The following is a 25,844-nucleotide window of genomic DNA, read 5'->3' as shown; positions in this document are numbered from 1 at the left end:
GCATGCAGATCGGACTTATCGGCTTGGGGCAAATGGGCTCCGGAATCGCGGCGAACATTCTCAAGGCCGGACACGAGCTGACCGTCTACAATCGAACGCGCGCAAAGGCTGAAGCACTCGTATCTGAGGGTGCCAAAGTTGCAAATCGCCCTGCCGACGCCTGCCGCGGCGAAGCCGTCATCACGATGCTTGCAAACGACGCCGCGGTCGAAGACACAGTCTACGGAGATGGAGGCGTGCTCGCGAGCTTATCGAAGAGCGCGATCCATATTTCGTCGAGCACGATCAGCGTCGCTCTCTCGACGCGCCTGGCGGCCGACCACGCGCGCAAGGGCCAGCGCTACGTCGCGGCGCCTGTTTTCGGACGACCTGAAGCTGCAGCCGCTGCCAAGCTGTTCGTCGTTGCCGCTGGTGCGCCCGACGCGGTCAAAACCGTCATGCCGGTCTTCGATGCCATAGGGCAAAGGACGTTCACAGTTTCGGAAAACGCCTCCGCTGCCAACATCATCAAGCTCAGCGGCAACTTCCTGATCGCATCCGTCATCGAGTCTCTTGGCGAAGCGATGGCGCTCGTCGGGAAGGCGGGAATCGATAAGCACCAGTATCTCGAAATCTTGACATCGACGCTGTTCGGCGCGCCTGTTTACAAGACGTATGGAAGCCTGATCGCCGATGCGAAATTCGAACCTGCCGGATTCGCCGCGCCTCTAGGATTGAAGGACGTTCGCCTCGCGCTCGCAGCGGGCGACGACCTTCGGGTACCGCTTCCCCTCGCGAGCCTTCTGCGCGATCGCTATCTGACACTGCTCGCCAATGGTGGGGAAAATCTCGATTGGTCGGCCATAGCCGGATTGGCGGCCAAAGATGCGGGCACCAAATAGCGGCCGCAATTCACCTCTTACGCGCCTGCGATGGACAGAGTATTTTCGGGGACCTTCTCGCTACGCGTATCATTCTGACCAGGGCACCGAACAAATTTTCAATCGTTCCTGTCATTTCCGTTTTGCTATTATTTACATACTGTCACTGAAGTTTTTTTGCGGTGCTGCATCATGAGCAAAGCAGTCATCGTTTCGCGGCACGGTTTGCCGCCCGGCCCGAAGGGCAGCCTGATCGGCGGCAACCTCGGGCAGGTCGGGCCGCGCCGCGTCGATTTCTTCCTCGATCTCGCCCGCACCTACGGGCCGCTTGCCAGTTTTCGCATCGGACGTTGGCGTCTGTTTTTGGCAAGCGATCCCGACCTCATCCATCAGGTTCTCGTGACGGATGCAAAATGCTACATCAAGCATTTCGGGGCGCGCACGTTCAAACCTGTGCTCGGCAACGGGCTCGTGACCAGCGAGGGCGATTTCTGGCTGCGTCAGCGGCGATTGCTGCAGCCGGCATTCCTGAAAGCCCAAGTGCAATCCTACGCACCGGTGATGGCGAACCTCGCCGAAGCCATGCTTGCGAAATGGCACACCGGAAAATCCGTCAATCTCGAATTCGAATTCAGTTCGCTGACCAGCGCCATTGCTCTCAAGACGCTGTTCGGCCTCGACGACCAAGGCGATCGCGAGCGCATCGACGAAAGCCTGCGTCAGGTCTTCGATCTCTTGACCGCGCGCCTCGACATGCCGTTTCAATGGCCGCTTTGGCTGCCGACGCCCACTAACATCCGGCTGAACCGCGCGCTGACGGATGTGCGTCATGTCGTCGATGGATTCATCGCAGCCGGGCGCGCTCGGCCTCGCGGCAGCGATTTGCTTTCAACGATGATCGCTGCGCAGCACGACGACGGCACGGGCATGAGCGATCAGCAGCTTCGCGACGAAGCCATGACCCTTTACCTCGCGGGGCACGAGACGACCGCTTTGACGTTGACTTGGAGCTGGTACTTGCTCTCGCAGCATCCGGCGATCGAGAAAAAGCTCGTCGAGGAATGGCAACGCGTGCTCAGTGGCCGTGCCCCGACCCCAAGCGATCTTACGGCCCTTCCCTACACCGCCGCAGTCATCAACGAGGCGATGCGGCTCTACCCGCCGGTCTACGTCATCGGCCGCGAAGCGACGACGGATCTCGAACTCGGCGGCTACCGCGTCAAGCGTGGCTACACCGTGTTGATGAGCCAGTGGGTCAACCACCGCGACCCAAAATATTTTGCCGAGCCTGAGCGCTTCTCGCCGGAGCGCTGGCTCAATGGCCTTGCCGCACGCCTTCCGAAGTTTGTCTACTATCCATTCGGCGGCGGCCAACGGATCTGCATCGGCAGTCATTTCGCGCTGATGGAAGCTGCGATCATTCTCTCGACGGTCGGACAGAAATACAAATTCACGCTTTCTCCGGACGCGGTGATCGACATCAAGCCGCAAATCACGCTGCCGCCGAAATACGGCATGCCGGCAACGCTAGAACGCCGGTGAAACCGTCCGACTCTGAAGGTCAGGGATGGAGAGGCGTTTCGTTCAACATTGGGTATCCCGTAGGAATCCGCGGAAAACGACCATGCTCTATGAGATTTCGCCCGACTGAACCTGCATAGCAGCTCCGGCGGAACGCATTCCATAGAGTGGCACTTGCTGATCTCGCGCCGGTGTATGCCCATGCGGGGTTACACACGGCTTAAGACATTTGATCCGTACACATCCCAAACCAGGTATGCTTCACAAAGTCTTACGGGCGGCGCCCGGCGGGTATGGGCCAACTTCAGACACACCGCAGCGCAATCGGGTTCTCGTCCGCGACTATCGAAAAAGCGCTTAGGCTCAACATCTCCCTAAACCGGCCTTTTTCCTCGGAGTATGTCGGAACTGCGCTAGTGAGAGCGTCCTTGTAAGCGGCAGGGCGTGATGGAACTGGAACCTCACCTGCCACTAGTGTTTGATTGAGCCAACAGGGAGGCGACAATGGCTGGCGTGCGGTTATTGGTCGGAACCAGGAAGGGCGCTTTCATTCTGACATCGGATGAAGCGCGAAGAAGGTGGGACATCAGCGGGCCCCATTTCGCGGGCTGGGAAATCTATCATGTGAAAGCTTCGCCCATCGATACAAACCGGATTTACGCCTCGCAATCGAGCAGCTGGTTCGGCCAGCAAATCCAAAGATCCGACGATGGCGGTAAGACGTGGCAGCCCGTCGACAACACATTCGCCTATGACGGCGTTCCCGGGACGCACCAGTGGTACGACGGCACGCCGCATCCCTGGGAATTCAAACGCGTCTGGCATCTCGAGCCGTCACTGACGGACGCCGAGACTGTATTCGCCGGTGTCGAGGATGCCGCCCTCTTCCGGTCGGTTGACGGCGGAAAATCCTGGCATGAGTTGCCCGGACTTCGCGGCCACGGATCGGGAGCACATTGGCAACCGGGTGCCGGGGGCATGTGCCTTCACACGATCCTCATCGACCCATCCGATCCAAAGCGCATGTTCATAGCGATTTCCGCTGCCGGTGCGTTCCGAACTGAAGATGGCGGCGAAACCTGGCAGCCGATCAATCGCGGCCTGAAATCGGAGCACATTCCCGATCCACATGCTGAGGTCGGCCATTGCGTCCATCGGCTCGCCATGCACGCCACGCGCCCGAACGTCCTGTTCATGCAGAAGCACTGGGACGTGATGCGCAGCGACGACGGCGGCAATTCCTGGCACGAGGTCAGCGGCAACCTGCCGACGGACTTCGGCTTCGTAATCGACGTCCACGCGCACGAACCAGAGACGATCTATGTCGTGCCGATCAAAAGCGATTCAGAGCACTTTCCGACCGATGGCCAGTTGCAGGTCTGGCGTAGCCGCACAGGCGGTCAGGAATGGGAAGCCCTGACGAACGGTCTGCCGCAATCGAACTGCTACGTGAACGTGCTGCGCGATGCCATGTCTGTCGATACGCTCGACTCCTGCGGTATATATTTCGGGACGACGGGCGGGCAGGTGTATGCCTCCTGCGATGCCGGCGACAACTGGACGGCAATCGTCCGCGATCTCCCGCCGGTGCTCTCGGTCGAAGCTCAAACTCTGCGGTAGGTCGGATATGATACGCGTCGTGCTACCTGCTCACCTTCGGATGCACGCCAACGTCAAGGGAGAGGTGGCGCTCTCCGTCGACGGCCCCCTCACGCAGCAATCGCTTCTCGACGCGTTGGAGAACGCCTATCCGGTTTTGCGCGGCGCCATTCGCGATCACGGAACACAAAAGCGACGGCCGTTCGTGAGGTTCTTCGCCTGCCAGCGCGATCTATCTCACGACGCACCCGACGCGCCGCTTCCTGATGCGATCGCGACTGGCTCGCAGCCGTTCCTGATCGTGGGCGCGCTCGCAGGCGGATGAGGCCATCACCGCGCGAACCGCTTACGCGTCTGTGGGAGGAACGACGGCCGCTTCCGGCCGGCTTCGCGAAGCGGAGTCGGAAGCGGCCGCCAATCATAGAGGAATATTGTCGTGCTTCTTCCAGGGGTTTTCGAGCGTCTTGTTGCGCAGCATGTTGAGCGCACGGCAGAGACGCTTGCGCGTCGTTGACGGCTTAATCACTTCGTCGATATAGCCGCGCTCGGCGGCAACGAACGGGTTCGCAAACCGGTTCTTGTATTCTTCGATCCGCGCTTCGATCTTTTTGGGATCGCCAAGCTCGGAGCGATAGAGAATCTCGGCGGCGCCTTTCGCACCCATGACCGCGATTTCTGCCGTCGGCCACGCATAGTTCACATCGCCGCGAATGTGCTTCGAGCTCATCACATCGTAAGCACCTCCATAGGCTTTGCGCGTGATGACCGTGACTTTCGGTACCGTCGCCTCGGCGTAAGCGAATAAGAGTTTCGCGCCGTGCTTGATGAGGCCGCCGTATTCCTGCGCCGTGCCCGGCAGGAAGCCCGGCACATCGACGAAGGTGATGATCGGAATATCGAAGCAGTCGCAAAACCGCACGAAGCGCGCCGCCTTCCGCGACGCATCGCTGTCGAGCACGCCCGCGAGCACCATCGGCTGGTTCGCAACGATACCGACGGTGCGGCCTTCCATGCGCGCGAAACCGGTCACGATGTTCTTCGCGAACGCTTCCTGAATCTCGAAAAAGTCGGCTTCGTCGACGACCTTGAGGATCAGCTCCTTGATGTCGTAAGGCTTGTTCGGATTGTCCGGAATGAGCGTGTCGAGCGAACGATCGATGCGCTCGGGCTTATCCTCCGTCGGAATTTCCGGGACGCCGGTCTTGTTGCTCGACGGCAGGAAATCCATCAGGCGCCGCATCTGCAGCAGCGCCTCGACGTCGTTCTCGTAGGCCCGGTCTGCGATCGACGATTTCGTCGTGTGGACCTTGGCGCCGCCAAGCTCCTCCGCCGTCACTGTTTCGTTCGTCACCGTCTTCACGACGTCCGGACCGGTCACGAACATATAGCTCGTGTCTTTGACCATGAAGATGAAATCGGTCATCGCAGGGGAGTAGACGTCGCCGCCCGCGCACGGCCCCATGATGACCGAGATCTGCGGAATGACGCCGGAGGCAAGCACGTTGCGCTGAAAAACCTCGCCATACCCGCCGAGCGCGTCGACGCCTTCCTGGATACGCGCGCCGCCCGCGTCGAACAGGCCGATGATCGGCGTACGGTTTTTGAGCGCCATGTCCTGGATCTTGGTGATCTTCTTGGCGTGCGTTTCGCTCAAGGAACCGCCCATCACCGTGAAGTCCTTGGCAAAGACATAGACTGTGCGGCCGTTGATCGTGCCCCACCCGGTCACGACGCCATCGCCCGGCACCTTCGTCTTTTCCATGCCGAACTCGGTGCAGCGGTGCTCGACGAACATGTCGAACTCCTCGAACGAGCCTTCATCCATCAGCAGCTCGATCCGTTCGCGCGCCGTCAACTTGCCCTTCTGGTGCTGCGAGTTGATGCGAGCCTGGCCGCCCCCCAGGCGAGCATTGGCGCGCCGCGTCTCGAGCTCCCCGATGATGTCTTTCATGAACCTGCCACCCTGCCTTGCCGTGATAAATGCGCTGGCTCTCTAGCACGGCCTCGGGAGAGCGCAAATGTTGAGAAATGCGCGGCCGGCAGGCCGCATTGGGACGGATCATTAATAACCGAAAGCCGCCGGATGTGCCGTTTACGCCGACGTTTGTGCCGCGGCAAGTTGGCGCCCGAACTCACCAATCTTAACCTCGATAAAACCCGCCCCCGCGATCGGCTCGATGGCGACGGCGCGGGCGCGCGTCGCCGCCCAGGACAGGGTCACGCCGACGAAGTCGATGATCGGATCGGTAATGACGCGCTTGCCGCCCGCCTGCTTCAGGTGGCGTTCGGCCTCGGCTCGCGCTGCGAATATATGCAGAAGGTCTCCCGCAGGCGCCCACGGTCCAGCCGGCGTCAGTATCGGCCCGGATTCGTCGCCGACGAGAAAGACTTCGCCCCGAATACGCGCAGCAGCGGCATAGTAGGGGATCGCCTCCGTCTTTAGGCGGATCTGCAGATCGAGGGGATCGACCTCGGCTTCGATCGGATCGGACACCCAATCGGTGCCCGCAAATCCCTTGGCCTTGGCAATACCGGGCAGGATCTCGGCGGCGAAGGTCGCAAGAGCGATGTCCTGCAGCTCGTTATTGCCCGCAAGCGCTTCAGCCCACCGTGTCGCCTCGATCGGGCTAGACCAGAAAAGCTGAACCGTCCTGCCCCGTACCTTCTGTGACGGAACGGAAGCGGTTTCCTCATCGGCGAATGTCAGCACACGCCCTTCGCTCACCGCCCGGCGAATAAACCGGTCGCGTTGCGCAAGTTCCGGAATGCGCGGCCTGTGCAGCATCGATCAGCCTACGCTTCTGCGAATCAGTTGCCTCAAGTGTGAGGCAAACTATGTTGTGAGAGCAAGACGGCAAAGCCCAGGAAGCAAAAGAACGATGTCCAGCTAATCGTTTTTTATCTCAATGTTTGAGGCCTGGACCAAGGCCCTAGCTGAGCAGCTCCAACCAGCGCCAGGCGGCATCGAACTCGGCGCGGCGGCCGCGGCGGCGGGCGGCGGCCTCGGCATCTTCGCCCCAGAGCGAGATCTCATAATCTTCATCGACATGCGCCGCACCCCACGCCGCATCGGATGTTAAGGCTCCCCGCGCAAGCGCCAGCGCCAGCAGCGCCGAACCCATCAATGTCGTCAGCACATGCAGGCCCGTCAGGCGGAATGCATCGTGGGGAGTGAGAGCCTCAGCCACGGCCGCCAAAGCCGCCGGCGGCTGCTGAACGTGCACGATCCCCGGCACGACCCTGAACTTAGCCCCGAGCGTCGCGTCCGCCCAAGCAACGACCGGATTCCAATCGCGAGACTGAAGCGCGACCAACGCCTCCGGCGTCTCGGCGCGATAGCAAACGAGATCGCTGCCCGCATAAGCGACGATATCGGCCGCAACCGCATCCTCCGTTTCGCTGACGGCGTCGATCGCGGTGTTAGCAAAACGCGTCAGCGGCATGCGCGACGGATCGACGAACTCCTGCTGCGCCTGCCATTCTTCCGCGATCGCCTCAGCCAACGCTTTTGTCGGGACGGCAAGGGCACGCTTCTTCGGTGTCTTAATGGCGCGTCCATCGAGCAGAATTTGGAACGGCGCCACATCGCTGACGCTCGCCCCCTTGTAGAATCGGCGGGCCAGCGGCTTGGCTAGGCTGTCGCTGATGACACCGCGCGGACCACCGGAAGCACGCTCCAGATCGGCGCGATGGCGATCTTTCCCATTACCATTGGACGTCGTGCCGCTCATGCCGCGCAGCTCTTGGTGCCAAACGCGATGTCGATCGCTGCCGGAAGATCGGTAAAGCTTTCGACGATCTTACGCGCACCGGCATTCGTCAATTCCGCAACGCTATGGTAGCCCCATGCGACGCCGATCGCCGGAACACCCGCAGCGCGTGCCATATCCACGTCATACGTCGTGTCGCCGATCATGACCGTATCGGCAGGCTCGACGCCTGCTTCAAGCATAGCTCTCAGCAGCATCGAAGGATTGGGTTTCGAAGGATGATCGTCCGACGTCTGGATGGTCACGAAATAGGACTGCCATCCTTCCCGCTCGCACATCCGCTCAACCCCGCGCCGGGACTTGCCGGTCGCAATGGCGAGCAGATGATCTTCGCGTGCCGCGAGATGCGCAATTGTTTCCCTGGCCAGCGGAAAGAGAATGTCGGTGTCCGACGGATTTCGGTCGAGTTCCCGGAACGCAGCCTTGTAGCCCTCGGCCAATTCGACGCACGTTCCGTATTCCGCTTCAGGCGCCAGCGCCGAGCACGCTTCGAGTAGCGACAGGCCGACGACGGCAAGCGTCTGCTTGCGCGTCGGCGGCACCATGCGCAGCGATTTGAAGGCATGCTCCATCGACAGGACGATACCGGCCTGGCTGTCGACGATCGTTCCGTCGCAATCGAAAACGATGAGTTTCATGGATGCGTTCTAGCACGCTACAATAACGCCGCAAATTCCGCGAGATGCATGATCGGGACGGGCGACGCCACGCCGCGGCGCAGCTCCTCACCAAGCTAGGTTTGCACGCCCCGATGACCGATCCGATACTGGAGCCAAAGCAGCACGAACCCGATCAATGGTATGACAATATCCATATAGAAAACCACGCCGGCGTTGCCTGGCGCGAAGTTCTGGTGCACGGCCATCTGATAGGCATGACCTACCGCCGCGCCGAGCATAAACAAGGCCGGACCGACAACTGCCGCGAGACGGAGGTCGAAACTTCGAAAGGCCGCAATCAAGCCGACGGCGGAAAAGCCGAGACTGGCGGTCGCCACTTCAAACTGGAACGGGCTATCCGCCCAGCCAATGAATGAGGCCACCATCTCTCCAAAAAATGCGTGCATGACAAAATTATAGAAATAGCCGACGCCGATCGACCAGAAGACGTGCCAGGACAACAGCTTTTCGACGATGACCGAGGCAGACACCGGCTTCGGCGCGCGGGCGATGGCAACGATGGAGAATACAAGACCGACGACAAGAAAGGTCAAGAAAGAATTCGATAATACGGAGCGGATTGTGGATGCAATCAGATCAGCCATGCTTCGCCCTCATCTCGTCGCTACGACTTGAAAAGTCGAGGCACCTCATTCGAACTTTCCAATGTCGAAGCCGAGCAATTCCCACGATGCCGCCATGTGGGCGGGCAGCGGCGCCGTCACATCGATGATCTTGCCCCCCTTTGGATGCGGAATGACGAGGCGGCGCGCGTGCAGGTGCAGCTTCTTCTCGATGTTCTCCGCCGGCATGTGCACGTCGCCTTCGTACTTGTTGTCGCCGACGATCGGATGACCGATGAGATGCATATGCGCGCGGAGTTGATGCTGCCGCCCGGTGACCGGCTTCAGCGACACCCACGCCGCTTTATGCGCAGCGCGGTCGATGACGGAATAGTGCGTCGTCGCGTGCATCGCGACGTCCTGCTCGCCGGGCTTCGCCTTGCGCACGCGGTCGCCATCGGGGCCTGACGCCTTGACGAGCGCAGCCTCGACCTTGCCCTGCGGCGGCTTCGGCACGCCTTTGACCAGCGCCCAGTAGGTTTTGGCCGCCGAGCGCGTCTGGAATATGCGGCCGAGCTTCGCCGCAGCTTCACGTGTTTTTGCAACGAGCAGCACGCCAGTCGTGTCGCGGTCGAGGCGATGCACCAGACGCGGACGCTCGCCGCCGAAGCGATCCGCCATGCCTTCGAGCATGCCGTCAATATGCTTCTTGGTGCCTGTGCCACCCTGCACCGCGAGACCAAACGGCTTGTTCAGGACGAGCACATGGTCGTCCTCGTAAAGGATCATTTTTTCGATGGCATCACGGTCGCCCTTCGAAACGCCAAGCGCCGGTCTTCCGTTCGGGCTCACCTTCTTCGGCTGGCGAATGATGGCCGGGACGCGGATTTCGGAGCCCGCACTCAAACGGTCGTTCGCCTGCGCGCGCTTGGAATCGACCCGCACCTGTCCCGAGCGCAAGAGCTTCTGGAGATAGGTGTATCCGACGTCCGGAAAGTGCGCACGGAACCAGCGATCGAGGCGCATATCGGCCTCGCCATCCGCAACTGTGATTGTCTCGACGCTCATGGACATGGGAGAGCCCGGAATTCGGTCCGAGGTCAAGCGTGGCATCCTCGACCGGCGGAACGATCAACGCCTTTCTGCAGGGGCCTGACAAACAGTCGGCAATGGCACCGAGAGAAACGCCCCTTCAAGGTTAACGCACCGCGTCATGCCACGGTCGAGAAGCTGACAAAATCGTGGTCGAGGTTCGGGCGAGGTAATGCGTGTTATGGGGGAGTTTAGCCGATGGCCGATACGCGAGGTGTTTTGATCATCGGCGAAGGTGCCGTGCTGAAGGGCGAAGTCAAGAAAGGCCGCCGGGTTGAGGTTTGGGGTTACGTCGAAGGCGGCGTTACGGCGTCGGAACTTGTGGTTCAGGAAGGCGGGAAGGTCTTCGGCAACGTCAAATCGGACACAGCCGAGGTTCATGGCACCCTTCAGGGCGACGTTCGTGTGCAGCAGCTTTTCTCGCTGAAAAGCACCGGCAGCGCCGCGGGCAAGATCAGGTACGGGCGCCTGTCGATGGAAGAAGGGGCCGAGCTTTCGGCCCACGTCCGGAACATTCCGCCGGCAATTGCAGGCGACCTCGACTTGACTGTCGACAAGGGCCGCTCGGTGCGCATCACGCTTGCCGACCTGAACGCCGTCGACCCCGACGACAAGCCTGAAGACCTGACGTTTGCGGTCTCGAAAGCGAATGGCGGCTTTGTGGCCCTCGCCGGCACGCTAAAGACACCTGTCAGCTCGTTCTCACAGGCCGATCTTGCAGGCGGCCAAGTCTATTTCTCCCACGACGGCTCGCAGGGCCCGAAGGCGCACTTCGATGTCGAAGTGACCGACGCATCCGGTGCAAGCTCAGGACCGGCCAAGACCGTCAACGTCGCCGTTCGAGCATAGACGAACGGAAGCCCAGACGCATTTCGCCGCTAGCCGACTGCCGTGCGGCCCTGGCCGGCCATGACGTGAGAGGGTGCGCTGTACTTATTCCACGTCATGGCCGCCCTCCGAGGCGGCCATCCAGGGCCAAACCCACAAAAGCCTGGACGTTCGCCCGTTCAGTCGGGGAATGACCGGTAACGCCAGCGCTTCGGGTTTGGAACGGCGCGCGCGGCCCTCTATATATGCGCGTCATGACAAATCTCTTTGAAGCTGCAGGACTGGAGAAGAGCGCGCCGCGGCCGCTTGCCGATCGCCTGCGCCCGAAAACCCTGCAGGAAGTCGCCGGGCAGGATCACATCGTCGGGCCGGACGGAACGCTGACGCGCATGCTGAAAAGCGGCCGCGTGCCAAGCCTGATTTTCTGGGGGCCTCCGGGTTCCGGCAAGACGACGATCGCCCGGCTTCTCGCGAGCGAAACACATCTCAATTTCGAGCAACTCTCGGCGATCTTTTCCGGCGTTGCCGATCTGAGGAAGGCCTTCGAGCGCGCGAAAGTCATGCGCGAACAGGGTAAGGGCACCCTCCTCTTCATCGACGAAATTCATCGCTTCAACCGCTCACAGCAGGACTCCTTCCTGCCCTACATGGAAGACGGCACGATCACTCTCGTCGGGGCGACGACGGAAAACCCGTCGTTCGAGCTCAACGCCGCGCTTCTGTCGCGGGCCAGCGTGCTCGTCCTCAATCGCCTCGACGACGCGACGCTCGAAACGCTCTTGAAGCGTGCCGAAGCGGACGTCGGCCGGCCCCTGCCGCTCGATGCGGATGCACGCGAAGCCCTCAAAGGCATGGCCGATGGCGACGGCCGCGCCATTCTCAATCTTGCAGAAGACGTCTTCGCGGCGGTTGCGCCGAAGGGGAAGCCACTCACCCGCGAGGCGCTCGTCAAGCTCGTCCAGCGGCGCGCTCCGCTCTACGACAAATCACGCGAGGGCCATTACAATCTGATCTCGGCGCTACATAAGGCCGTGCGCGGCTCCGATCCGGACGCGGCACTTTATTATTTTTGCCGGATGCTCGACGGCGGCGAGGATCGATTGTTCATCGCCCGCCGCGTCGTCCGCATGGCGGTCGAGGACATCGGCCTTGCAGATCCACAGGCGCTCGTCATCGCCAACGCCGCGAAAGAAGCCTTCGATTTTCTTGGCTCGCCGGAAGGCGAGCTGGCTCTTGCCGAAGCCGTGATCTACATGGCGACGGCGCCGAAATCGAACGCCAATTACGTCGCCTTCAAAGCGGCGATGCGCGCTGCCAAGGAACACGGATCGATCTCGCCGCCGAAGACAATTCTCAACGCGCCAACAAAACTGATGGAAGAGGAAGGCTACGGTTCGGATTACCTCTACGATCACGATCAGCCGGAAGCTTTCTCAGGCCAGAACTACTTTCCGGACGAATTCAAAAAGCGTCCGAAATATTACGATCCGCCTGAGCGCGGCTTCGAACGTGAAATCAAGAAACGCCTCGATTATTGGGCAAAGCTCCGCGCCGAGCGCAACCGCCGATCCTAGTCAATACGGATTGGATTGGTCACCATGGCTGAGCCTCCCTGCTGGGCACCGCGCTCAAGACCGGGTTTCGCGCCTTTCTGGCAGGAGTTGGTGTCACGGCTGTGCTGCAGAGCGGTACTGCAACGGAACTGATGACGGCGGGCTTCGCAGCGAGTGGATTGGTCGAGCCTGCTCCCATCAGGGTAAAAGGAAGGTGGGGTGTTAGGCAGCCGCCGTCCGCAGGTGGGCCCTTGTATCGAAGAACAGCGCCTGGCTGATAATCGCCATGACGGTCTCACGCTGGAACGGCTTCGAGATCAGGAACGTCGGCTCGGGTCGCTCGCCCGTCAGCACTTTTTCCGGATACGCCGTAATGAAGATGATAGGAACTTCTCCTTCCGCCACGATCTCTTTCACCGCGTCGAGACCGCTGCTGCCGTCCGCCAGCTTCACGTCGGCAAGAATGAGTCCGGGTTTCTGACGCTTAACGGCGGCGAGGGCTTCGGTCTTGGTGGTCGCCACCTCCTGAACCGTGTGCCCAAGACTTGTAACGATTGTTTCCAAGTCCATCGCAATCAGAAGCTCGTCCTCGATGATGAGGACATTGGTCGCGACCTGATGCGCAATTTCTTGGCCGGCAACGTCGAGCAAGCTCTCGATATCCTTTTCGCCGACTTCAAGAATGGTTGCAGCCTCCGCCGCGGTAAATCCTTCGACAGCAATGAGAAGAAACGCCTGTCGTGGCAACGAGCTGATTGAATTGATCCGGCGTTGCGCCGTCGCCAGCGATCCTTGCACATCTTCGCCGTCGGACGACGACAGCCGCACGGAGTTCCAAACCCTTAGAAACAGGTGGTAGAGCGCTACGCGCGCCGGCATATCCGTCGGAAAATCCGAGGGTGTCGAAACCAGACCTTCGAGCAACGTGGCGACATAAGCATCTCCCGTTTCCTGGGCTCCCGTCAGCGTCCGGGCGAAACGCCGCAGATACGGCAGATGGGGACGGATCGTCTGGGCAATCGACATGACACACTGCACCTCCCGGGCCGACGTCGAGGGACGGGACGGATAGCCAGTCCATTCTAACAGTCAAGCTGCACCGGCACTTCAACGCCCGGCCACACCACTGGTTCCCACGACGGAACAAATTCTCTTTCCCGGCGTTCGCAAAGCTGGACCGCCTCGGAACATGGGGAACAACTTTGTCTCTAGCGAGGCCAATCAAAAAATCAGCAAGGCCAGGTTTTCATTATGCAACAGCGCTTGGACGCGCCGGACGAGCACACGCGAAACAAAGAAGAAGCGATTTCTGAACCCGAGGCACAGCCCCAACCAGAGGCGCCTCAGAAGGGCGTCACCCGTTTGCCCGGAATTGCGGCGCAGCTCATCGGAGAACGCATGCGCACCATGTATGCCTCGATGGTCCGCGAGCCGGTTCCCGACGAGCTCCTAAAGCTCGTCCGCCAGCTCGAGTCCAAGGAGGAGTCGGAGTGACCGAAACTCCAAGCTTCGGGGATGCCTTGATCGCGGCTATCCCAAATCTTCGAGCCTTCGCACACTCTCTCTGCGGTGAGGGGCAGCTTTCAAACGACCTCGTTCAGGAAACGCTGCTAAAGGCATGGGCGCACAAGGATTCCTTCGTCCCGGACTCAAATCTCAAGGCGTGGCTCTTCACGATCTTGCGCAATACCTATTTCACCCATTACCGCAAATCCCAGCGCGAGGAACTGGACCAGGACCACGCCGCGATGAACGCCAGCGTGCCGGCGACGCAGCTGACGCAGCTTGAATTCGACGACATGCGGCGAGCGCTCATGCGCCTATCCCCCGACCACCGCGAAGCGCTGCTCCTGATAACAGCGGAAGGCTTTTCGTACGAAGACGCGGCGCGCGTCTGCGGCTGCGCAGTCGGAACCATGAAAAGCCGGGTCAACCGCGCCAGAAGCCGCCTGGTCGAAGAGACATCGGGACAACAGCACACAAAGGAAGGCGCGGAGCAACGTCATCCAGAAAATGCGCCGCCTGCCAAGAGTTCAAGCCGTTGAGCGCTCGCGCATTACACACATATCACAATTCGGAAAAAAGCCCCTATGTCGCCACCTTCCTTGAGCTTCATGCCGGCTCACGGAGCATAGCCGGCAGCCTGCTGATGCTGCGCCCGCGGATGAGCAGGTTCGCATGGGGCAGCGATGGCCAACCTTGCGCACGCTTTTTTGCTCACCGCCTGTATATCGCGCGGAACTATTCCGTCCTGTGGGCGTTGAGAGGCATTTAGGTCGGTTCTGAGGGGAAAAGCGTAATGTCGGAGCAGATCAGCACGGTCGGAGCCGAGCGCTTGGTCGGCGGTTCCAACATGGTGCTTGTCGAGATGCTCCAGGCCCTTCAGGCCGTGCGGGAGGGCGACTTTACGGTACGATTGCGCGGTGACTGGGACGGATTACCGGGCAAGATCGCCGACGTCTTTAACGATATCGTCTCGACCAACCAGCGCATGGCCGGCCAGCTTCACCGGGTTGGTCAAGTCGTCGGTAAGGAAGGGCTGACGAACCAGCGCGTCAAGCTCGGGCTCGCGCACGGGGCGTGGGGCGAAATGGAGGAATCCGTCAATTCGCTGATCGACGACCTGCTACGGCCGACTGCCGAGGTGACCCGCACGATCGCCGCCGTCGCACAAGGCGACCTGCTGCAGCCTATGCGACTGGAGGTCGATGGCCGCCCTCTCAAAGGAGAGTTCCTGCGCTCGGCGACGATCGTTAACACAATGATCAAGCAGCTCTCGATCTTTACGTCCGAAGTGACGCGCGTCGCGCGCGAGGTCGGAACGGATGGCAAGCTCGGCGGACAGGCGCAAATCCGCGAAGTGACTGGCGTCTGGAAAGACCTGACCGACAGCGTGAACTCGATGGCGTCGAACCTGACGGCGCAGGTGCGCAACATCGCCGAGGTCACGATCGCCGTCGCCAACGGCGACCTTTCGAAGAAGATTACCGTCGACGTGCGCGGCGAGATCCTGCAATTGAAAGAAGCCATCAACACGATGGTCGAGCAACTTCGCTCGTTCGCGGCGGAAGTGACGCGCGTCGCCCGCGAGGTCGGTACCGAGGGTCGCCTCGGCGGTCAGGCCGTCGTGCCCGGCGTCGGCGGCACCTGGAAAGACCTGACCGACAACGTCAACCTCCTCGCCGCAAATCTTACGACACAGGTCCGCAACATCGCGGAGGTGACGACCGCCGTCGCCCGCGGCGACCTTTCGCGCAAGATCACCGTCGACGTCAAAGGCGAAATCCTGGAGCTGAAGAACACCATCAACACGATGGTCGACCAGCTCAACGGCTTTGCATCCGAAGTGACGCGCGTCGCCCGCGAGGTCGGTACCGAGGGCCGCCTCGGCGGTCAGGCAACCGTCCCCGGCGTCGCCGGAACCTGGAAAGACTTGACCGACAACGTCAACTCAATGGCCGGCAACCTGACGGCGCAGGTGCGCAACATCGCAGACGTTGCGACTGCCATCGCCCGCGGCGACCTGTCGAAAAAGATCACGGTCAACGTCTCGGGCGAAATCTTGCAGCTCAAGGAAACCATCAACACGATGGTCGACCAGCTCAACGGCTTTGCATCCGAAGTGACGCGCGTTGCGCGCGAGGTCGGTACCGAAGGCAAGCTTGGCGGTCAGGCCGACGTGCGCGGCGTTGCCGGAACCTGGAAGGACCTGACCGACAGCGTCAACTCGATGGCGTCGAACCTGACGACGCAGGTGCGCAACATCGCAGACGTTTCGACTGCCATCGCTTCGGGCGACCTTTCGAAGAAAATCGACGTCGATGTACGCGGCGAGGTTCTCGAGCTGAAGGAAACCATCAATACGATGGTCGATCAGTTGAACGCCTTCGCCGGGGAAGTGACGCGCGTTGCGCGTGAAGTCGGCACCGACGGCAAGCTTGGCGGCCAAGCCCAGGTTCCGGGCGTCGCGGGAACGTGGAAGGACTTGACCGACAACGTCAACTCGATGGCGTCGAACCTGACGGCCCAAGTCCGCAACATCGCCGAAGTGACGACGGCCGTTGCCCGCGGCGACCTCTCGCGCAAGATCACCGTCGACGTCAAAGGCGAAATCCTGGAGCTGAAGAACACCATCAACACGATGGTCGACCAGTTGAACGCCTTCGCGTCGGAAGTGACGCGCGTTGCGCGCGAGGTCGGAACAGAAGGCAAGCTCGGCGGACAGGCGCAGGTCTCGGGTGTCGCGGGAACCTGGAAAGACCTGACCGACAACGTCAACTTCATGGCCGGCAACCTGACGGCTCAGGTGCGCAACATCGCCGAGGTCGCGACCGCCATCGCGTCGGGCGACCTTTCGAAGAAGATCACCGTCGACGTGCGCGGCGAGATTCTGCTGCTGAAAGAAACGTTGAACACGATGGTCGAGCAACTTCGCTCGTTCGCGGCGGAAGTGACGCGCGTCGCCCGCGAGGTCGGTACCGAGGGTCGCCTCGGCGGTCAGGCCGTCGTGCCCGGCGTCGGCGGCACCTGGAAAGACCTGACCGACAACGTCAACCTCCTCGCCGCAAATCTTACGACACAGGTCCGCAACATCGCGGAGGTGACGACCGCCGTCGCCCGCGGCGACCTTTCGCGCAAGATCACCGTCGACGTCAAAGGCGAAATCCTGGAGCTGAAGAACACCATCAACACGATGGTCGACCAGCTCAACGGCTTTGCATCCGAAGTGACGCGCGTCGCCCGCGAGGTCGGAACCGAGGGCCGCCTCGGCGGACAGGCGACCGTGCCTGGCGCGGGTGGCACGTGGAAGGACTTGACAGACACCGTCAACGTGATGGCGGCCAACCTGACGGAGCAGGTTCGCGGCATCGTCAAAGTCGTGACCGCGGTCGCCGAGGGCGATTTGAAGCCCAAGCTCACCGTCAAATCGAAAGGCGAAGTCGCAGCCCTCGCCGAGACGATCAATGCCATGACCGACACGCTCGCGATTTTCGCCGATCAGGTGACGACCGTCGCGCGCGAGGTTGGCGTCGAAGGCCGCCTCGGCGGACAGGCGAACGTGCCCGGCGCCGCCGGTACGTGGAAAGACCTGACCGGCAACGTCAACCTTCTCGCCGACAATCTCACCAACCAAGTGCGCGCCATCGCCGAGGTCACCACGGCCGTCACGAAAGGCGATCTCACCCGCTCGGTTCAGGTCGAAGCGCGCGGCGAAGTGGCTGAGCTGAAAGATTACATCAACACAATGATCGGCAACCTCCGCCTGACGACGGAGCGCAACACCGAGCAGGATTGGCTGAAAACGAACTTGGCGCGTTTCACCAGCATGCTGCAAGGGCAGCGCGATCTCGTAACTGTCGGCAAGAAACTCTTGTCGGAGCTTGTCCCGCTCGTCAACGCGCACCAGGGCGTTATCTATCAGTTCGATGCCAGCACCGAAAATCAGTTGAAGCTGCTCGCCAGGTACGCCGACGACATGGGGGCTGGCTATCCCGACCGGCTCGAACTCGGATCGGGCCTTATCGGACAATGCGCACTGGAAAAACAACGCCGTCTGCTGAACAACATCCCGGAAGCCGCAGTTCCGATCGATGCCGTCGTATTCAAGGCTGTTCCTCGCAGTGTCATCGTCCTGCCGATCACGTTCGAGGACCAGATCAAGGCCGTCATCTCTCTCAGCTCGCTGCACGATTTCGAGCCGGCACACCTGACATTCCTCGAACAGTTGACGATGGGCATCGGCATCGTCCTGAACAGCATCGAGGCGACGATGCAAACCGAGGAACTCCTGACGCAATCGCAGGAGCTGGCCGCCGAGCTTCAGGAGCAACAGAAGGCGCTGCAAAAGACCAACGAAGAACTGGCACAGAAAGCCCAGCAGCTTGCCGAGCGCAACGTCGAAGTCGAACGCAAGAACGAGGAAATCGATCAGGCTCGCCGTGCCGTCGAGGAAAAAGCCGCAGAGCTTGCGCTGACATCGCGCTACAAATCCGAATTCCTCGCGAACATGTCGCACGAGCTTCGGACACCGCTCAACAGCATCCTCATTCTCGGCCAGCAGCTCAGCGACAATCCCGACGGCAATCTTTCGGAAAGACAGGTCGAGTTCGCGCGCACCATTCACGGCGCCGGCACGGATCTTCTGAACCTGATCAGCGACATTCTCGATCTCTCGAAGATCGAATCCGGAACGGTCTCGGTCGATGCCGAGGAGATCACGTTCAACGGTCTCCTTGAAGCGATAGCACGTCCCTTCCGTCACGAGGCGGAGCGCCGGGACCTCGATTTCGGGATGAGCTTCGACGCGGATCTGGGACGGACCCTCTATACCGACTCGAAACGCCTGCAGCAGGTATTGAAAAACCTGCTATCGAATGCCTTCAAGTTCACCCGCCAGGGCTACGTGCGTTTTTCCGTCAAGCCTGCGACTGCCAAATGGGGTCCGGAGGATCACCCGATCCTAGCCGCCGCGCCGATGGTCGTCGCTTTCGAAGTCGACGACTCTGGCATCGGCATCCCGTCGGACAAGCAGAAACTGATCTTCGAAGCGTTCCAGCAGGCGGACGCGAGTACGAGCCGCAAGTACGGCGGCACCGGCCTCGGCCTCGCGATCAGCCGCGAGCTGGCGCATCTGCTGGGCGGCGAAATTCAATTGCGCAGCGAGCCGGGCAAGGGCAGCACGTTCACGCTCTACATTCCACTTCGCTATGCGCCGCCCGCCGTCGAGACGCGATCAAGAGCCGATCAGAATTCTGTGGCGCGTGCCCCGGTACAGCCCGCATTGCCCGAACCGCTTAACGATGATCGCGACAGCATCGTCGCCGGCGATCAGGTTCTTCTCATCGTCGAGGATGATCCGCGGTATGCAAAAATTCTCATCGAGGCAGCCCGCGAAACGGGCTTCAAATGCATCGTCTGCCACCGCGGCGCCGATGCGCTATCGGTCGCGACGGACTACAATCCGACAGCGATTTCGCTCGACATCCATTTACCCGACGTTCTCGGCTGGTCCGTTTTGAGTCAGCTCAAGCACAATCCGCTGACGCGCCATATTCCGGTGCAGGTCGTGACGTTGGACGACGATCGCCACCACGGCCTCGCCAGAGGTGCATTTTCATATCTGACGAAGCCGCTGCAGCCCGAGGAACTCAAATCCGCCTTGAGGCGCATCGCGGAATTCGCGAAGTCGCCGCGGAAACGGCTCCTCATCGTCGACGATGATCATACCGAGCGCATGAGCGTCGCCGAGCTGTTGAAAAACGACGATGTCGAGATCCTGACCGCCGCCGATGGCGCCGACGCGCTAAAGGCTCTGCGGGAAAATCCGATTGATTGTGTCGTTCTTGATTTGAAGTTGCCTGACATGTCGGGCTTCGAAATCCTCGAGCAGATGTGCGGATCGCCCGCCATGCGCGACATTCCGGTCGTGGTATTCACGGGCCGCGAACTCTCCAACGAGGAAGATCACAAGATCCGTCAATTGGCACGCACCGTCGTCGTCAAGGGCGTCGAGTCTCCCGAACGGCTGCTTGATGAGACGGCCCTGTTCCTGCACCGCGTCATCGCAGAGCTGCCTCCCGAAAAACGAGAGCTTTTATCCCGATTGCACGGTACCGACGATTACCTAGTCGGCCGTAAGGTTCTGCTCGTCGACGACGATGCCCGCAACATATTTGCACTGAGCAGCCTGCTCGAACGCCGCGGAATGAACGTCCTGACGGCGACGACGGGGCGCGAAGCCATAGAAACGCTGAATTCGACAGACGTATCTATCGTGCTGATGGATATCATGATGCCGGAAATGGACGGCTATCAGACGATGCAGCGCATCCGCGGCAGCGAAAAGCATCAGCGGTTGCCGATTATCGCACTCACCGCCAAGGCGATGAAGGGCGATCGCGAGAAATGTCTGGAAGCCGGGGCATCGGACTATCTCGCAAAGCCCGTCGATACGGAGCAGCTTCTGTCGGCGTTGCGCATGTGGCTACATCGGTGAAGGGGGACAGGCGTGGCTTCAGAGATTTCCGACGAAACAGTCAACATCCTGCTTGTCGACGACCAGCCCGGAAAACTTCTCGCCTACGAGGCAATTCTGGATGGCTTGAACGCAAGCCTTATTAAAGCGACGACGGCCGAAGAGGCTTTTGCTGCGCTGCTGAAAACCGAGATCGCGGTCATTCTGATGGACGTTTGCATGCCGGACCTCGACGGGTTCGAGCTTGCCGAAATGATCCACAATCATCCGCGCCATGAAAAGACTGCGGTTATCTTCATCTCGGCGGTACGCCTCGATACCGACGATCTTTTGAAAGGCTATCGTACCGGCGCCGTCGATTACGTGCCGGTGCCCGTCGTTCCCGAAATTCTCAAAGCGAAGGTGCAAATCTTCGTCGAGTTGTACCGAAAAAGCCGTCAGCTCGACGCTCTTAACGCCGAGCTTGAGGAGCGCGTCAGGCAGCGCACCGAACAACTCGAACATTCCCACGCCATGCTGCAACAGAGCGAGGAGCGGTTACGCCTCGCCAGCGAGGCGGCACGACTGGGAACCTTCGAATACGACCAGTCCGAGCAGCATCTGCAATGGTCGCCGAATATCGCCGAAGTTCTTCACGTTGCGGTGCCCGAGCATCAGCGCTTCGATGCCTTCATCGACCTCGTCCACGCCGATGATCGCGACGCCGTGCGCAGCTATTTCAGAGCAGCAAATTTTGCGGACACGACTTCTGAGCTTGAATTCCGCGTCAACGGCATGCGCGGCGTCGCCTGGGTTCTCGCCCGCGCGCGCGCCTTCCAGACCAGCAGCGGCGGGTCCGCGCGCGTCATCGGAACACTGCTCGATATCACCGAACGGAAATCGGCCGATAGCCATCAGCAGCTTCTGATGGCCGAGCTTGATCACCGCGTAAAGAACATTCTCGCCAACGTCGCCGCAATCGCGCGCCTTTCGAGTTCCAACGCCACTTCGATCGATGCTTTTGCGTCTGCCCTCGACGGGCGCATTCACGCGATGTCGGCGGCGCACGATCTGCTGCGTCAGAGCAGTTGGACGGGAGTTGACCTGCACGAGCTGGTGGCAGGTGCGCTGGAACCCTTCCGATCTCGCACCGACAATGACATCGTGATCGAAGGCGACCGCGTGCGCCTCACGTCAAAGTTCGCACAATCGATGGCGCTCGTTCTGCATGAACTCGTAACCAACGCTGTGAAACATGGCGCACTGTCGGCAGCCGGCGGTACGGTATTCGTAGGCTGGTCACGTGTCGTCTCGGCCGACGGCGAGAAGATTAAATTCGCGTGGAAGGAGCGCGGCGGACCACCCTGCACGAAACCGATCCGCAATGGGTTCGGCCTGACCGTCATCCGCAGCGCCGCATCCGAGTGCGGCGGACAAGCGAAGATGGAACTTGCGGCCGAGGGCTTCGAATTCAGCTTCGAGGGCGACCTTTCGACCCGCACGCAAATGGTCGGCACACGTCATGTCGCAATCGTTTCGAAGACTCGAATGGCTCAATCGGTTGCAAGCGTGCCTGCTTGCAAAGGTTGCAAAATTCTTCTCATCGAGGACGAAGCCCTGATAGCCTTGCAGCTAAAGCTCGATCTCGAGGATGATGGCCACGTGGTCGTCGGACCATTCGCGCAGCTCTCGGAAGCATTGTGCGCTGCGACCGATTCCGAGTTCGACATCGCCCTGATCGACATCAATCTCGGGGCGGACAACAGTGCTCCGGTTGCCGAAATCCTCGATCGGCGACGCGTTCCCTTCGCGTTTACTACGGGCTACAATGATTTGATCTTTCTGCCGCCGCTGTTGCGGGAATATCCGCATCTGACAAAACCGTATAATCCGGCCGACGTGAGGGATCTCGTTGCGACGCTTCAGCATCAAGCATCGGAGCGTGTCGCCCTATCGCGCGATGAATCGAATCAGGTCGCCTGAAGGGCCGGCCACACGTTTGGCACAATGGCGCGGGTACAACTGGCTTTCTGCGTCTAGCGCGTCCGCCCATCGCGCATAGAGACGCGATGCCGCCGGCTGCAGGCGCGAGACTGAAGACCGCAACCAACACCTCCGATCGTGCGTTAGTTCGATCTTAGAAAGTGTGCTTTCCCTCGGGGGATTTGATGACCGTCACGCAATATCGTTCGTCGCTCGACGTCGCGGCTATCGGCAACGGCCGCGTTGCAGCGTTGATTGACCCTGGCGGCCGCATCGTCTGGTGGTGCTTCCCGAGGCTGGATGGCGATCCGGTATTCTGCCGGCTGCTCTCGGGAAACGAAGACAAAGGATTCTGCGACGTCCAGCTCGAGGGGCAGGTTTCGGCGACGTCGGGCTATGTGCGCAACACCTGCATCCTCGAAACCATTCTCGTTGCGAGTAACGGCGCGCGCGTCAAAATAACGGACTTCGCCCCCCGCTTCCTTCGCTTTGGCCGGTCGTTCCACCCGACGCAGCTGATACGCCGCATCGAACCGCTGAACGGCCTCCCCCGTATTGTCTGCCGGGTACGGCCGGCGTTCGGATATGGCGAGGCGACAGCTTCACCTGCCCAAGGTTCCAATCACATCCGATATAGCGCGGGTTCGACGCCTATTCGTGTCACGACCGACCTCGCCGTGTCCTACATCGTTCACGAGACGCCATTTGTATTGACGCATCCCGTCACGCTTGTCCTCGGCAGCGACGAGCCGATCGAAAGCTCGATCGACGCCATGTCGCGTGAATTTTTGGATCAGACGCGCGACTACTGGGTGACATGGGTGCGCGGTCTCGCCATCGGCTACGAATGGCAGTCCGAGGTCATCCGCGCCGCCATTTCTCTGAAACTCTGCACGTTCGAGGAAACCGGCGCCATCATTGCCGCGCTGACGACGTCCATACCCGAAGCGCCGAATACGCCGCGCACGTGGGACTACCGTTTCTGCTGGCTGCGCGACGCTTATTTCGTCATCCGCGCGCTGAACCGCCTCGGCGCGACGCAATCGATGGAAAACTACCTTGGTTACATCACGACAATCGTCGCGGACACCGAAAGCCCGCTGAGGCCGCTCTACGGCATCGTTCATAACGATACGATGGAAGAGCGCGTCGCACCCGATCTGCAAGGCTTCCTCGGCATGGGGCCTGTGCGCGTCGGAAATCTTGCCTCAAAACAACTGCAACACGATGCGTACGGCAGCGTCATTCTCGGCGCGTCGCAAATGTTCATCGACCAGCGTCTGCCGCGCATGGGCGACGCCAGCCTCTTTCGCGAGCTCGAGCATCTCGGTCAACAGGCGCGCCGGCTTTACCTCAAGCCCGACGCAGGCATCTGGGAGTATCGCGGACGCGAACGCATCCACACCCATTCTGCTACGATGTGCTGGGTCGCCTGCGATCGCCTGGCAAGAATTGCGAGCCTGCTCGGGCTCCACGAGCGCGCTGTCTATTGGAGGCACTCGGCCGATAAAATCCGCTCGGAAATCCTGACTCGCGCCTGGAGCGAAAAGCGCGGCGCCTTCACCGGCGCTTTCGACAACAGCGAACTCGACGCGAGCGTGCTGCTGCTCGCGGAACTTGGCCTTGTCGCACCGAATGACCCGCGCTTCGTCAAGACTTGCGATACAATCGGGCGCGAATTGATGCGCAATGGGCTGATGTTGCGCTACGCCGCCGAGGACGATTTCGGTTTACCTGAGTCAGCCTTTCTCGCCTGCCAATTCTGGTACATCGACGCTCTCGCTTTGATCGGGCGGACCGAAGATGCCCGCGAGCTTTTCAGTGAGTTGCTCAACCATCGCAATGCATTCGGGATGCTGAGCGAGGATTTGCACCCTGCGACAGGCCAGTTATGGGGCAACATTCCGCAGACCTATTCGATGGCAGGATTGATCAATTCCGCAATGAGCCTATCGCGCCGTTGGGACGATGCTTGGGCTCCGCTGCCCCATGCTGCTCCCTCCGAGAGCGCCGAGGCTACGATGGAACAAACGGAGCAAACGCTCCAACGCAGCGCCTGATCACCATCATGTCGGTTGAGCCGTTCGCCGCCCGCGCGTCCTGCGCGTCGTGGTCTGCTTGATAACTGCCGTCATCCGACAGAACACGCCGTCCACGGTAAATGTGCGTTCGACCTTGGCGCTTGGAAAACCGCTGTCGATCAGCAGTGAACCGAGCCCTCGCCGCTCCGGCTGGCTTACGGGCGGCCCGCCGCTCTCGTCCCACACAAGTTCGAATTCGGCGTCATCGTCGTTCAGCCGGTCGAACTTCCAGGACACACGGACGACCCCCTGCTCCTGCGACCAGGCTCCATATTTGATCGCGTTGGTTCCGAGCTCATGCAGGGTCAGCGCCAGCGCGTTCGCGACGTCCCCGGGCACGATCCCATCAGGCCCCTGGATCGTCATTCGTGATGCCCCGGGCGGTACGAGCGGCTTGAGCGTATCGATCACCAACTCGTTCAACGAGGCTCCGAGAAAACTTCGCGTCGCGACGAGATCCATGGCTGTCCCCATCGCGGCGAGGCGTCCGGACAATGCGCTCGCAAAGCTCTGGACGTCGGCGCTGTACCGAGCCGATTGGCTGACCAGTCCGGCGATGATGGCGAACGTGTTCTTCAGCCGGTGGCGCAATTCGACGTTCAATTGCTCGAGTTGCAGTTCCCCCAGTGCGCTGTCCTGCAGCAGACCCTCATTGCGATCCCGTTCGTTGAGCAGGCTCTCGACTTTGCGATTGAGCAAATGCACCACCGCTACAATCAGCCCCGCCATTAAAGCAAAAGCCGCAAGCGCAATCGTCGCGTCGAATTCGGTATACTGATTGGATGCAAGAAAATAGAATCGCCATGCGAACAGCAGCGAAGCACCGACGACGAGCAAGCCAGGTCCCGTTCCCGCGAGCAGTGTTGCGAGCAGAACCGCAATAAAAAACGTCAGGAACGGTAGGCTCGGCGGCAACCAGTTTGCCAGAAAAGCATGCAACAGCGCAGCGGCTACGAAGATAGCCGCGGCAACCGGATAAGCGAGCACCGGCTTGCGCCGTATTCGCGGCAATACACGTTCGACCAGATTGTCGACGAGTTGAACCATCCGCCTCACGAACGGCTCCCCAGCCTTCGTTTTGAGATTTGTAAGTGACCCACCAACGGCCGTGGCACCCCCGCGTCCACACGGCCAATCAGATTAACATGGTTTGCAGCCGTTGCGAGCCTCAACGCGATTCTGTTACCGCTTGGGATCATTGGTTAAAGCCGTTTGACATAACCCAATTTCATCGTTCGGCGAAAGATGGCCCTCGGGGATCTCACACCATCCTGCAGTACACAAAAGCGGGAACCCTTAGCGATCTCGGGCGTTTAGCTCCCGGGCCCGAGCGCTTGTCCGGGTCTGCCCCAATAATCAAAAGATTTCAGAGAGACGGAAG

At 60.5% G+C, this 25,844-nt stretch carries 20 protein-coding genes; 12 read left to right on the top strand and 8 right to left on the bottom strand.

The features are described 5' to 3' along the window. The first annotated feature begins 2 nt into the window (after positions 1 to 2). From HYPDE_RS06760 to HYPDE_RS06745, 4 genes are all read left to right on the top strand, one after another. On the top strand, positions 3 to 881 hold the full coding sequence (locus HYPDE_RS06760) for an NAD(P)-dependent oxidoreductase (protein WP_015597663.1): 879 nt from the start codon (positions 3 to 5) through the stop codon (positions 879 to 881). Positions 882 to 1,052: 171 nt separating this feature from the next. Next, positions 1,053 to 2,402, top strand: coding sequence for a cytochrome P450 (locus tag HYPDE_RS06755; RefSeq protein WP_015597662.1), 1,350 nt, complete (start codon positions 1,053 to 1,055; stop codon positions 2,400 to 2,402). Positions 2,403 to 2,885: 483 nt separating this feature from the next. Then, positions 2,886 to 4,001 carry a WD40/YVTN/BNR-like repeat-containing protein gene (locus HYPDE_RS06750; protein WP_015597661.1) on the top strand — a complete coding sequence of 372 codons (1,116 nt, stop codon included), beginning with the start codon at positions 2,886 to 2,888 and terminating at the stop codon, positions 3,999 to 4,001. A 7-nt stretch (positions 4,002 to 4,008) separates the two neighbouring features. Then, positions 4,009 to 4,305, top strand: coding sequence for a MoaD/ThiS family protein (locus HYPDE_RS06745; protein ID WP_015597660.1), 297 nt, complete (start codon positions 4,009 to 4,011; stop codon positions 4,303 to 4,305). A 93-nt stretch (positions 4,306 to 4,398) separates the two neighbouring features. On the opposite strand, the gene HYPDE_RS06740 is transcribed toward HYPDE_RS06745, so the two are convergent. The 6 genes from HYPDE_RS06740 to HYPDE_RS06715 form a co-directional block, all read right to left on the bottom strand. Further along, positions 4,399 to 5,931: an acyl-CoA carboxylase subunit beta gene (locus HYPDE_RS06740; RefSeq protein WP_015597659.1), complete on the bottom strand. Its 1,533-nt coding sequence runs from the start codon at positions 5,929 to 5,931 to the stop codon at positions 4,399 to 4,401. Positions 5,932 to 6,072: 141 nt separating this feature from the next. After that, complete coding sequence (locus tag HYPDE_RS06735; protein ID WP_015597658.1) at positions 6,073 to 6,765, bottom strand: DUF2750 domain-containing protein; 693 nt, start codon at positions 6,763 to 6,765, stop codon at positions 6,073 to 6,075. A gap of 145 nt (positions 6,766 to 6,910) precedes the next feature. Beyond that, positions 6,911 to 7,711, bottom strand: a complete 801-nt coding sequence (locus HYPDE_RS06730) for an ATP12 family chaperone protein (protein ID WP_015597657.1) — start codon at positions 7,709 to 7,711, stop codon at positions 6,911 to 6,913. Beyond that, the gene (locus HYPDE_RS06725) at positions 7,708 to 8,388 is read right to left on the bottom strand and encodes an HAD-IA family hydrolase (RefSeq protein WP_015597656.1); all 681 of its coding nucleotides are present in this window, start codon (positions 8,386 to 8,388) and stop codon (positions 7,708 to 7,710) included. Before HYPDE_RS06725 ends, HYPDE_RS06730 begins: the two co-directional genes overlap by 4 nt. 95 nt (positions 8,389 to 8,483) lie before the next feature. Beyond that, a complete protein-coding gene (locus HYPDE_RS06720) occupies positions 8,484 to 9,014 on the bottom strand; it encodes a DUF6790 family protein (RefSeq protein ID WP_015597655.1) in 531 nt (176 codons plus the stop codon). A 45-nt stretch (positions 9,015 to 9,059) separates the two neighbouring features. Continuing rightward, positions 9,060 to 10,040 (bottom strand): RluA family pseudouridine synthase, encoded by a 981-nt coding sequence (locus tag HYPDE_RS06715; protein WP_015597654.1) that lies wholly within the window; start codon positions 10,038 to 10,040, stop codon positions 9,060 to 9,062. A gap of 222 nt (positions 10,041 to 10,262) precedes the next feature. Between HYPDE_RS06715 and HYPDE_RS06710 the strand changes: the two genes are divergently transcribed. From HYPDE_RS06710 to HYPDE_RS19820, 3 genes are all read left to right on the top strand, one after another. Continuing rightward, on the top strand, positions 10,263 to 10,913 hold the full coding sequence (locus tag HYPDE_RS06710) for a polymer-forming cytoskeletal protein (protein ID WP_015597653.1): 651 nt from the start codon (positions 10,263 to 10,265) through the stop codon (positions 10,911 to 10,913). Positions 10,914 to 11,146: 233 nt separating this feature from the next. Then, positions 11,147 to 12,466: a replication-associated recombination protein A gene (locus tag HYPDE_RS06705; protein ID WP_015597652.1), complete on the top strand. Its 1,320-nt coding sequence runs from the start codon at positions 11,147 to 11,149 to the stop codon at positions 12,464 to 12,466. 38 nt (positions 12,467 to 12,504) lie between these two features. Beyond that, a complete protein-coding gene (locus HYPDE_RS19820) occupies positions 12,505 to 12,723 on the top strand; it encodes a hypothetical protein (protein WP_081625100.1) in 219 nt (72 codons plus the stop codon). On the opposite strand, the gene HYPDE_RS06700 is transcribed toward HYPDE_RS19820, so the two are convergent. After that, positions 12,668 to 13,471 carry a response regulator gene (locus tag HYPDE_RS06700; protein ID WP_015597651.1) on the bottom strand — a complete coding sequence of 268 codons (804 nt, stop codon included), beginning with the start codon at positions 13,469 to 13,471 and terminating at the stop codon, positions 12,668 to 12,670. The two genes, HYPDE_RS19820 and HYPDE_RS06700, sit on opposite strands and share 56 nt — an antisense overlap. A gap of 225 nt (positions 13,472 to 13,696) precedes the next feature. Between HYPDE_RS06700 and HYPDE_RS06695 the strand changes: the two genes are divergently transcribed. From HYPDE_RS06695 to HYPDE_RS06675, 5 genes are all read left to right on the top strand, one after another. Continuing rightward, positions 13,697 to 13,939, top strand: a complete 243-nt coding sequence (locus HYPDE_RS06695; RefSeq protein WP_015597650.1) for a NepR family anti-sigma factor — start codon at positions 13,697 to 13,699, stop codon at positions 13,937 to 13,939. Then, positions 13,936 to 14,490, top strand: coding sequence for a sigma-70 family RNA polymerase sigma factor (locus HYPDE_RS06690; RefSeq protein WP_015597649.1), 555 nt, complete (start codon positions 13,936 to 13,938; stop codon positions 14,488 to 14,490). Before HYPDE_RS06695 ends, HYPDE_RS06690 begins: the two co-directional genes overlap by 4 nt. Before the next feature lie 254 nt (positions 14,491 to 14,744). Continuing rightward, positions 14,745 to 20,441 carry a HAMP domain-containing protein gene (locus HYPDE_RS06685; protein WP_015597647.1) on the top strand — a complete coding sequence of 1,899 codons (5,697 nt, stop codon included), beginning with the start codon at positions 14,745 to 14,747 and terminating at the stop codon, positions 20,439 to 20,441. 12 nt (positions 20,442 to 20,453) lie between these two features. Continuing rightward, the gene (locus tag HYPDE_RS06680) at positions 20,454 to 22,382 is read left to right on the top strand and encodes an HWE histidine kinase domain-containing protein (RefSeq protein WP_015597646.1); all 1,929 of its coding nucleotides are present in this window, start codon (positions 20,454 to 20,456) and stop codon (positions 22,380 to 22,382) included. Between the two features lie 185 nt (positions 22,383 to 22,567). Then, positions 22,568 to 24,442 carry a glycoside hydrolase family 15 protein gene (locus HYPDE_RS06675; RefSeq protein WP_015597645.1) on the top strand — a complete coding sequence of 625 codons (1,875 nt, stop codon included), beginning with the start codon at positions 22,568 to 22,570 and terminating at the stop codon, positions 24,440 to 24,442. 6 nt (positions 24,443 to 24,448) lie between these two features. Here the strand turns inward: HYPDE_RS06675 and HYPDE_RS06670 are convergent, their stop codons facing one another. Beyond that, positions 24,449 to 25,510, bottom strand: a complete 1,062-nt coding sequence (locus HYPDE_RS06670) for an HWE histidine kinase domain-containing protein (RefSeq protein ID WP_015597644.1) — start codon at positions 25,508 to 25,510, stop codon at positions 24,449 to 24,451. Between the last annotated feature and the right edge of the window lie 334 nt (positions 25,511 to 25,844).

Source organism: Hyphomicrobium denitrificans 1NES1, assembly GCF_000230975.2.
GTDB lineage: Bacteria > Pseudomonadota > Alphaproteobacteria > Rhizobiales > Hyphomicrobiaceae > Hyphomicrobium_B > Hyphomicrobium_B denitrificans_A.
Note: the sequence above shows the minus strand (reverse complement) of the source record. Positions and strands in the feature narration are given on the sequence as shown.

What these genes read in the sequence shown, in the direction of transcription:
- HYPDE_RS06695 (WP_015597650.1), top strand. Translation starts at nt 13,697, where the DNA reads ATGCAACAGCGCTTGGACGCGCCGGACGAGCACACGCGAAACAAAGAA.
- HYPDE_RS06705 (WP_015597652.1), top strand. Translation starts at nt 11,147, where the DNA reads ATGACAAATCTCTTTGAAGCTGCAGGACTGGAGAAGAGCGCGCCGCGG.
- HYPDE_RS06710 (WP_015597653.1), top strand. Translation starts at nt 10,263, where the DNA reads ATGGCCGATACGCGAGGTGTTTTGATCATCGGCGAAGGTGCCGTGCTG.
- HYPDE_RS06760 (WP_015597663.1), top strand. Translation starts at nt 3, where the DNA reads ATGCAGATCGGACTTATCGGCTTGGGGCAAATGGGCTCCGGAATCGCG.
- HYPDE_RS06745 (WP_015597660.1), top strand. Translation starts at nt 4,009, where the DNA reads ATGATACGCGTCGTGCTACCTGCTCACCTTCGGATGCACGCCAACGTC.
- HYPDE_RS06685 (WP_015597647.1), top strand. Translation starts at nt 14,745, where the DNA reads ATGTCGGAGCAGATCAGCACGGTCGGAGCCGAGCGCTTGGTCGGCGGT.
- HYPDE_RS06700 (WP_015597651.1), bottom strand. Translation starts at nt 13,471, where the DNA reads ATGTCGATTGCCCAGACGATCCGTCCCCATCTGCCGTATCTGCGGCGT.
- HYPDE_RS06720 (WP_015597655.1), bottom strand. Translation starts at nt 9,014, where the DNA reads ATGGCTGATCTGATTGCATCCACAATCCGCTCCGTATTATCGAATTCT.
- HYPDE_RS06725 (WP_015597656.1), bottom strand. Translation starts at nt 8,388, where the DNA reads ATGAAACTCATCGTTTTCGATTGCGACGGAACGATCGTCGACAGCCAG.
- HYPDE_RS06740 (WP_015597659.1), bottom strand. Translation starts at nt 5,931, where the DNA reads ATGAAAGACATCATCGGGGAGCTCGAGACGCGGCGCGCCAATGCTCGC.
- HYPDE_RS06750 (WP_015597661.1), top strand. Translation starts at nt 2,886, where the DNA reads ATGGCTGGCGTGCGGTTATTGGTCGGAACCAGGAAGGGCGCTTTCATT.
- HYPDE_RS06730 (WP_015597657.1), bottom strand. Translation starts at nt 7,711, where the DNA reads ATGAGCGGCACGACGTCCAATGGTAATGGGAAAGATCGCCATCGCGCC.
- HYPDE_RS06715 (WP_015597654.1), bottom strand. Translation starts at nt 10,040, where the DNA reads ATGAGCGTCGAGACAATCACAGTTGCGGATGGCGAGGCCGATATGCGC.
- HYPDE_RS06670 (WP_015597644.1), bottom strand. Translation starts at nt 25,510, where the DNA reads ATGGTTCAACTCGTCGACAATCTGGTCGAACGTGTATTGCCGCGAATA.
- HYPDE_RS06675 (WP_015597645.1), top strand. Translation starts at nt 22,568, where the DNA reads ATGACCGTCACGCAATATCGTTCGTCGCTCGACGTCGCGGCTATCGGC.
- HYPDE_RS06755 (WP_015597662.1), top strand. Translation starts at nt 1,053, where the DNA reads ATGAGCAAAGCAGTCATCGTTTCGCGGCACGGTTTGCCGCCCGGCCCG.
- HYPDE_RS06735 (WP_015597658.1), bottom strand. Translation starts at nt 6,765, where the DNA reads ATGCTGCACAGGCCGCGCATTCCGGAACTTGCGCAACGCGACCGGTTT.